Raw genomic sequence first — 6,592 nt, 5'->3', positions numbered from 1 at the left:
CCGAAATCAAGGGATCGCCAAGTTCTGTGTTCGGTTGTAGAATCATAGCCGCTACATTTCTTTCCACAGACGGGACAGCGAGACTTTTGTCCTTTGGTGACATCGACTTGAATGAAAACAGAAGAAGAGATTCGATCAAACTCCACATTTTTGATCTTGATACAATTGACATTGAGGATAGATTTTAGTAATTTTTTAAGTGCCATATGGTATTCCTTTCTAAGTTTGGACGCTATAGAAAATACCATATGGTTTTTTATTTATTAAATCCTTCAATAATCACCGATAACTAAAGGAGATATTCATCATTTTTTATAACAATCTATCCACACATAGTGCAGAAGAGCCAAAAATAGTGAAATTTATTTACTTTTTGGTATAAGGGACTTATAAGTTAGGAGGTAGGGAATATGATTAAAGTGATTTTAACGAATGAGAAATTGAAATACATTACAGCAATCGAAAAAAATAGGTTTAAAATCTCTAGTGTAAAGCTTCCTAATACTGTAGCAAATAGGCTTAGAAAGAATTCTAAAAAGAAGAGCTCATATGCATCAACAAAAATAGAAGGAAATCCTCTTTCAAAACAACAAGTAGATGAGGCTATTGAAAGTGATGAAAGAAAACATTTCTTGAAGCCAGAACAAGAAGTACGCAATTATTTTCTAGCTCTTAATTTTTAGAGGAGAAAGCAAAGAAGAAGGTTCTTTTCAATCAAATTACTGATTTGATTGTGGGCAATTAATTAGATAATGCTAAACTTTGATCTTTTGCCGGTATTTAGTTCACAAGCCTTTTGGTTCTTGATATAATCTACTTGCCAAACCAATTTAAATAGCAGACGGTCTGCTGAGCAGGAGAAGATGCTTCTGGTCAGCCAGTTTTTCATTTGGTTTGGCGACTGTCTGCAAAAACTGGTTGACCCGAGGCATTTTTTTGTGAATATGCATGACTTAATTGTTATCAAGAAAATAATTGAAAATCTTTACCCAGATGAAGCTTACATTTTGTTAGATGAACTTGAGGCTAAAGAAAAATCAACTCTATCTAATGATATCATGCTCCATAAGGAGGCTTTTGGAAAACCATCATGCCCATTTTGTCAAAGTAATAACGTTGTAAGAAAAGGTAAAAGATTGGGCAAGCAGACCTTCTACTGTAAAAAATCGTGAGAAATACTTCACATATTCTACAAATACCGCTGTTGATTCATCAAAATCTGTTTACAAAACCTGGATCTCATTTATTCATTACACAATAAAGGGAATGACACTTGCCAATATAGCTGATGAAATCCATGTATCACAAACAACAGCATTCAATATGCGACATAAGTTGTTTAAGGCTATTGCTCATATTAGAGACTCCACCCTTTTAAGTGGACAAATTCAGCTTGATGGCAAGTTTGTCCCTATGAATTTCAAGGGAACAAAATCTGAAAATATGCCTAGACTTTCTAAAATGCGAAGTTCAAGAAGCAAGACGCCTTTAGCTCATAAGGTGTGTATCATGACTGCAATTGATTCCGATGACCATATCTTCATGGAAATAACAGGAGTTGGTGAAGAAACAAATGAAATGATGCATGTATTTGATGGGCGAATCGCTCCTGGATCATTACTTGTTACTGATGGTAAATTTGCCTTTGAAACATATGCTAAGAATAACAATCTGAATATAGAGATAGTAAAATCCTCAAAGTTTACTAATGAACATGATTTTAACTTAGCTGAAGTCAATGGTTTACATTCTCAATTAGATATATTTCTAAAGAGATGCAGAGGTGTATCAACTCGACATTTGCAGGGTTATCTCACCTGTTTGTATTAGCCAAGTATTTAGGATATGCATTTAAAAAGTCTAAAGATAAAGATGTATACTCGTTTAACCATTATATACCCGAGAAGGCTAAGACGCTGGTAAGGGATATTTGCAAAACTCCTCTGCCAGTCGATGTAAATGAAGCTTATAAGGATTTCGACAAAAGACCCAATCCTCATTTTAAATAGTGAACGATTAAATTGTACTAAATGTTATCAGTAATTTGATTGAAAAGAACCAAGAAGAAAGAAAAGTTTTAAAAAAAACTTATTTTAACTGTAAATGATATTTAGTACTAAAGATTTTTGAGAACATGAATAGTGTGGATATCATATTTCTTTAAGATGGTGATGGTTTGTGCATTGATGACTTCACCAGGAACAATGGGCAAAATGGCAGGAGGGCAGCCAATATGACATCTTACACATATACGACCAATACTATTTTCATCAACATTGATTTCTTCTTCTAAGGCAAAAAGTAATTCATAAGGCTGATATTTCACTTCAGGAAGAGCTGTTTTCATGCTTATTGTTTCATTTTTAAGATAGGCTTCATGATGGGATAATGAGGCAAAGGCATCATAAATACGACTTAGATCTTCATCACTATTAAATGGCGTCAACATCAATACGACAAAGTCAGGATCCGCATATTCACATTCAATCTGATGACTAGTAAGATCAGTCATCAGGGATTGTCCTTGATGGGGTACGGATAGGGTAATTTTTAAGGGTTCACTCTCTCTTAAATGAAAGCCTAATGCTTTGATATCTTGTTTTAACTTGCTTACTTTGTATACAAAATGCTTATAGGCATCAGGATGGTCAATGAGCCATTTATTGACATGATCCATTGACTCCAAGATGAGATAGGAAGGGCTTGTTGAACCAAACATGACACTATAATCTCTGATATTGCTTGCTAGCTTGAGAAGAGTTTGTGGGGCATGTTGACTTATATGAAGATAAGCTGCACCCGTGAGAGCAGGTAAGGTTTTATGCGCAGAATCAGAGACAAGATCAGCACCAGCATCAATAGGGTGAATGTAAGGTTTATCTATGAATTTAAGATAAGCACCATGCGCATTATCAACAAGTAGAATCATATGATACTGATGACATATTTCAGCAATCGCCTTGATATCCAAGATATTACCAAGATAATCAGGACTTGTTAGATAAAGAGCACAAGGTATTGTCTCTAAAGAAGAAAGTGTTTGTTCAAGTAAAGCAGGGGTTATTCTACATTCACATAATGAATCATGATCAGTGCTTTCTAACCATTTGATATCAAATCTTAATAGCTGTGATGCATGGATGAATGTTTTATGGGCATTACGTCCGGCAAGGATCGTTGGGTGATCGGTGTTGTTTTGGTGATGGTAGGCGCAAGCTAGGGCACACATTGTTTTGATACACTGTGAAGAGCCGCCTGCTGAGTAATAGGTATGATAGGAATCAAATAGTGATGTTGCAGTCTCTTCACTTTGAAGAAGAATGCCTTCTGCTTCATAGAGTGAATCAGCACCGGTAATTTCAGTTAGATCATGGGAGTAGATGATATCCTGTTTGGCTGTTGGAGCTATTCCTTTATGTCCAGGCATATGGGCACGTACAGTATTGCTTTGATTATATGCTTCGATAAAGTCGGCTACTGGTGTATATGTTTTAGGAACTTTTTTCATGCTAAACATCCTTTCATTTGTTTATTCTTATTGAAAACTACCAAAAGAAAAGTCTTTTGGTAGTCTGCTTTGATATTTTACTTTCCTGAAGTACAATCCTCAGATGAGCAATCACCACAGTCATCATCAGCTAAATTACCTTCACCAACTGAGAAGTTCGCCGATGTATAACCATGTCTTACTGAACCATCAATGCCTTCTAAGTCTTCAGCAACCTGCAACATGATGGCGCATTCCATTCTCTTACGGAATAATTCACATCCATATTCATAGATGCCTTTTACGCTACCAGTCGCATGATAGGCATTGGCAGCACAACCACCTGAACAATAAAGCTTAGCCCAGCAATCCTGACAGTCAGGTCGTGCATAGGCATTACAGCAACGGAAGTCTTCCTGAATTTCATGATTTGTAACACCTTCATAGATATTACCTAATTTAAATTTCTCTTCACCAACGAACTGATGACAAGGGTATAAGTCACCCCAAGGTGTTACGGCCATATATTCTGTACCTGAACCACAGCCTGATATTCTCTTGTAGATACATGGCCCTGATTTTAAGTCAATCATATAATGGTAGAAGGTAAAACCTCTACCTTCACGATCACGTTTTAACATTTCTTTTGCGAGTATTTCATACTGTTCTTTGAGAATTGGTAAATCTTCTTCTGTTAAGGCAAGAGGATCACCAGGTTTAGAAACAACAGGTTCCATTGATAATTCAGTAAAGCCAAGATCAGCCATATGGAAGATATCTTTTGTGAAATCAGTGTTGGCATGGGTGAAAGTGCCACGTATGTAGTAGTTCTTTCCACCACGTGCTTTAACGATTTTTTGGAATTTTGGCACAATCTGATCATAGCTGCCATTTCCTTTATAGTCAACACGTGTACGATCATGGACTTCCTTACGTCCATCTAAGGAAAGAACAACATTGCTGATCTCCTTATTACAAAAATCAATCATATCATCATCAATGAGCATACCATTTGTCGTAACAGTGAAACGGAAATGTTTACCTGTTTCTTTTTCTTTTGAACGCGCATAGGCTACAACCTGTTTACATACATCCCAATTTAAAAGTGGTTCACCACCAAAGAAGTCAACTTCCAAGTTACGGCGTGTACCTGAGTTTTCAATCAAGAAATCAATAGCCCTTTTACCAACTTCAAAGCTCATCAATGCTCTTTCACCATGATATTTACCCTGGCTTGCAAAGCAGTATTCACAATTTAAGTTACAAGTATGGGATACATGTAAACATAATGCTTTAATGACGCCAATATTTCTTTTCTTGAATTCCCCGGCAAGTGGTTCATATGTGTCAGGGGTAAATAATTTGTGATTATTCTTTAAAGTTGTAATATCTTCAATACAAAAGCGAATATCTTCAGGAGTCACATCCGGCCTGTCACCATATTTCTCCATCATTGCATTCACAATTTCCTGTTCATCGTGATCAGGATACATTGCGATGATGTCATATGCAACATCATCAACAGAATGTACTGAGCCTGAACAAGTATCAAGAACAATATTATAATTGTTCAATTTATATTGATGTACCATTTATCATTCACTCCATTTATTCATTCATTTCTATTAAGACAATAAAAGAACCGCCTAAAAGGCGGTATAAGAAATTTGCCTAAAGACAACTATTACTTAGTCTTTTCACACTGCTGATTAGCAACGCCGCAGCTTGTTTTACAAGCACTCTGGCATGAAGTCTGGCATTCACCACATCCACCAGTCTTAGCGCTTGCACAAAGGTCTTTAGTTTCAAGTGTTTTAATTCTTTTCATAATGAGTATCCTCCAAATCCTTGAATTCTCTTTATTTACGAGAATTGTAGCACATTCTAATATTCTAGACAATACACAACTTAACCTATCGTAAAGAAAGACATTAAATATTAGCACTTAACATGAACTCACTTTTCATTTTTCTAATCATGGAATTTATCACAATAACTGATGACAGCAATTGAACAAGAACATTCAAAGCCTTAAAGATAGGACTTTGTAATACTTTTTGTCTTTATAAGTGGTGAACTTAGTAAGTAAGAATTTTAATTGAATTCATTGATGATTCATCTATCAACAAGATTGCAGTAATTGGCACTATCAATTCTTGAGAGAAAAATATAATATGTTACTTAGTGTTAAAAATGAATCAATAAAAGATTGGAGATTGTATGAATATTAAGGAATATAAAATACTACTTGTGGATGATGAGAAAGACATCCTCAACCATATAAAACAAGAACTTCTAAGAGAAGGTTTCTATAGAGTCATAACAGCTAGGAGTACTCAAGAGGCTAAGACGTTGTTTATGGCTGAAAAGCCTCAATTGCTGGTATTGGATATTATGCTGCCAGATGGAGATGGCTATGAAATATTACAATTTGCAAGAAGACATGTAGATGTTCCAGTCATCTTTTTAACAGCTAAAGATGAAGATGTAGATAAGCTTGTTGGGCTTGGATTAGGGGCTGATGACTATATCACAAAGCCTTTTTTAATGAAGGAACTGATCTATCGCATTTCAGCAATATTAAGACGAGCATATCAATTTGATCACCAAAAAGATTTCAGTTTTCAATTAGGTGAGGTGGAGATTGATTTCTCACAAAATCTTATTATTAAGGATTCACAAAGTATTGGCATGACAGCTACAGAAAGAGCCATCTTAAAAAAATTATATGAAAACAAGAATCGTGTCGTGACAAAAGATGCCATCGCCCAAACTATTTGGGGTGAAGAAATGGATGGTAATGAACAAAGCTTAATAATGCATATAAGAAGAATTCGCAAGAAGATTGAAGTGCATCCATCAGAACCTCAGCATTTAATCACTATAAAGGGAATTGGCTATAAGCTAAAAGTCTAGTAGGAAGATTATGAAAAATATTGTAAAAAGATACATCAAAATGATATGACCCCTGTCAAGTAGACAGAGAAAATATCCAAAACAACTACCAAGCAAGGTCAATTAGATTTGGCCTTGTTTTTTTATTGTTGTGCTTGCGCCTGGTGTTTTGCTTTGCTCTTCTCAATCCCTTCCCAGAATCGTTCTATT

The 6,592-nt window shown here is 35.5% G+C and carries 7 protein-coding genes and 1 pseudogene; 4 read left to right on the top strand and 4 right to left on the bottom strand.

Annotation, left to right across the window (positions count from 1 at the left end):
* Nucleotides 1-206 (bottom strand): annotated as a pseudogene (locus T529_RS13555) (hypothetical protein); the annotation flags it as partial.
* A 204-nt stretch (nucleotides 207-410) separates the two neighbouring features.
* On the opposite strand from T529_RS13555, the gene T529_RS0111215 reads away from it, so the two are divergent.
* The 3 genes from T529_RS0111215 to T529_RS0111205 all read left to right on the top strand — a co-directional run bounded on the left by T529_RS0111215 (nucleotide 411) and on the right by T529_RS0111205 (nucleotide 1,830).
* Nucleotides 411-683, top strand: a complete 273-nt coding sequence (locus tag T529_RS0111215; RefSeq protein WP_033163696.1) for a Fic family protein — start codon at nucleotides 411-413, stop codon at nucleotides 681-683.
* A gap of 180 nt (nucleotides 684-863) precedes the next feature.
* Entirely contained in the window at nucleotides 864-1,172 is a 309-nt protein-coding gene (locus T529_RS0111210) for a transposase-like zinc-binding domain-containing protein (protein ID WP_033163695.1), read from the top strand.
* A 64-nt stretch (nucleotides 1,173-1,236) separates the two neighbouring features.
* Nucleotides 1,237-1,830, top strand: a complete 594-nt coding sequence (locus T529_RS0111205) for an IS1595 family transposase (protein ID WP_274518642.1) — start codon at nucleotides 1,237-1,239, stop codon at nucleotides 1,828-1,830.
* A 286-nt stretch (nucleotides 1,831-2,116) separates the two neighbouring features.
* On the opposite strand, the gene T529_RS0111200 is transcribed toward T529_RS0111205, so the two are convergent.
* The 3 genes from T529_RS0111200 to scfA form a co-directional block, all read right to left on the bottom strand.
* Entirely contained in the window at nucleotides 2,117-3,508 is a 1,392-nt protein-coding gene (locus T529_RS0111200; protein WP_033163693.1) for an aminotransferase class V-fold PLP-dependent enzyme, read from the bottom strand.
* Between the two features lie 77 nt (nucleotides 3,509-3,585).
* Entirely contained in the window at nucleotides 3,586-5,079 is a 1,494-nt protein-coding gene (scfB, locus tag T529_RS0111195) for a thioether cross-link-forming SCIFF peptide maturase (RefSeq protein ID WP_081823136.1), read from the bottom strand.
* Between the two features lie 92 nt (nucleotides 5,080-5,171).
* Nucleotides 5,172-5,315: a six-cysteine ranthipeptide SCIFF gene (scfA, locus tag T529_RS12950; RefSeq protein ID WP_074732772.1), complete on the bottom strand. Its 144-nt coding sequence runs from the start codon at nucleotides 5,313-5,315 to the stop codon at nucleotides 5,172-5,174.
* A gap of 392 nt (nucleotides 5,316-5,707) precedes the next feature.
* Here scfA and T529_RS0111190 point away from each other — a divergent pair, with 392 nt between their 5' ends.
* Nucleotides 5,708-6,403, top strand: a complete 696-nt coding sequence (locus tag T529_RS0111190) for a response regulator transcription factor (protein WP_033163692.1) — start codon at nucleotides 5,708-5,710, stop codon at nucleotides 6,401-6,403.
* Nucleotides 6,404-6,592 lie beyond the last annotated feature (189 nt).

It is taken from the genome of Sharpea azabuensis DSM 18934, from assembly GCF_000702165.1.
GTDB lineage: Bacteria > Bacillota_I > Bacilli_A > Erysipelotrichales > Coprobacillaceae > Sharpea > Sharpea azabuensis.
Note: the sequence above shows the minus strand (reverse complement) of the source record. Positions and strands in the feature narration are given on the sequence as shown.